This is a genomic window from Amycolatopsis sp. lyj-346 (assembly GCF_046548975.1).
Taxonomy (GTDB): Bacteria; Actinomycetota; Actinomycetes; order Mycobacteriales; family Pseudonocardiaceae; genus Amycolatopsis.
Map to the genome: position 1 here is coordinate 1 of NZ_JAJPWT010000046.1, position 1,350 is coordinate 1,350.

Sequence of the window (1,350 nt, forward strand, 5' to 3'; positions counted from 1 at the left end):
AATAGGGCTTTGTTAGGGGTTGTTGATCTTGTGATGTGATCGTGGTGTGGATCTCGGTGCGGTGCTGGCGCTGAATGGGGAGCTGGAGCGGTTTGTCGCGGAGGTGTTCGTGCCGGGGCAGCCGGCGGCGGGAGCGGCCCGGCGGGCGGAGATGTGGGCGCATCATCTGCGGGGCTCGTTGCTGACCGACATCAAGCGTAAAACCGCGACCGGCATGGGCCGGGTGCTGGGAGTGGCCACGCAGAGCCTGAATCACCTGGTCACGGATTCGCCGTGGCGGTGGGAGCCCGTCCAGAACCGGATCGCGGTGCGGGCGCAGCGGCTGCTGCGCCCGTCTGCGTGGGCGATCGATGACACGACGTTCCTCAAAGAGGGCCACGGCAGCGTCGGGGTAGCCCGTCAGCATTCCGGCCGGGCCGGCGGGCTGGCCAACTGCCAGGCGGCGGTGTCGGTGACCGGGTGCGGCAAGACCGGAGCGATCCCGCTGGCATGGCGGCTGTTCCTGCCGAAGTCGTGGAACCCGCAGGTGTCCGCGGAACGGCGGCTGACCTGCCGGGTCCCTGAAGACGCACGGCATCGCCGCAAGTGGGAGCTGGCCCTGGACGCGCTCGACGAACTGCTCGGCCAGGGCCTGACGCCGCCACCGATCCTGGCGGATCAGGACTACGGCCGGGCCGGGGAATTCCGCGACGGGCTCACCGCGCGCGGCCTGGGGTTCGTGGTGCAGGTCAACACCAACGTCAGCCTGCTGCCCTGGCGGGCCGAGCCCGACACCGCCTGGGCCCGCGAGCACGACCGGGTCCCGGCCACCGCCCTCGCCGCCGGTGCCACCCGGATCCCGGTGTCCTGGCGCACCACCGACGGCGACCGCGTCGCCCGGTTCAGCCTGCTGCGAGTCCGCGAAGCCGGGACCTCGGCCCGGCAACGGGCCTCGCAAGCCCGCGCGTGTCTGCCCGACCGGTGGCTACTGGTCCAATGGGACAACGGCAAGCCTGACAAACCCGCCCACCTGTGGCTGGCCCACCTGCCCGGCACCACCCGCCCCACCATCCAGCACATGGTCCGGCTGGCCAAGACCCGCTGGGCCATCGAGACCGGCTACCGCGAACTCAAAGACACTCTTGGCATCGACCACTTCGAAGGCCGCACCTGGCCCGGCTGGCACCGCCACGTCACCCTCGTCACCGCCGCGCTGCTCTTCCTCACCGAACATCAGACACGCACAGCAAAACTCGTGGCCCCGGCCTGACACTCGGACAGACCAGCCTGCTCCTGCAGAACCTGCTCACCTGCTGGACCGGGGCCTGCGCACTATGCCAACAACCACTCCCGCCCTAACAAAGCCCTATT

The 1,350-nt window shown here is 69.7% G+C and carries 1 protein-coding gene; it reads left to right on the forward strand.

Annotated features, from left to right (window positions below; genetic code table 11):
• The first annotated feature begins 46 nt into the window (after nt 1-46).
• A complete protein-coding gene (locus ACLJQE_RS44595) occupies nt 47-1,249 on the forward strand; it encodes an IS701 family transposase (protein ID WP_410645917.1) in 1,203 nt (400 codons plus the stop codon).
• The last annotated feature ends 101 nt before the right edge of the window (nt 1,250-1,350 follow it).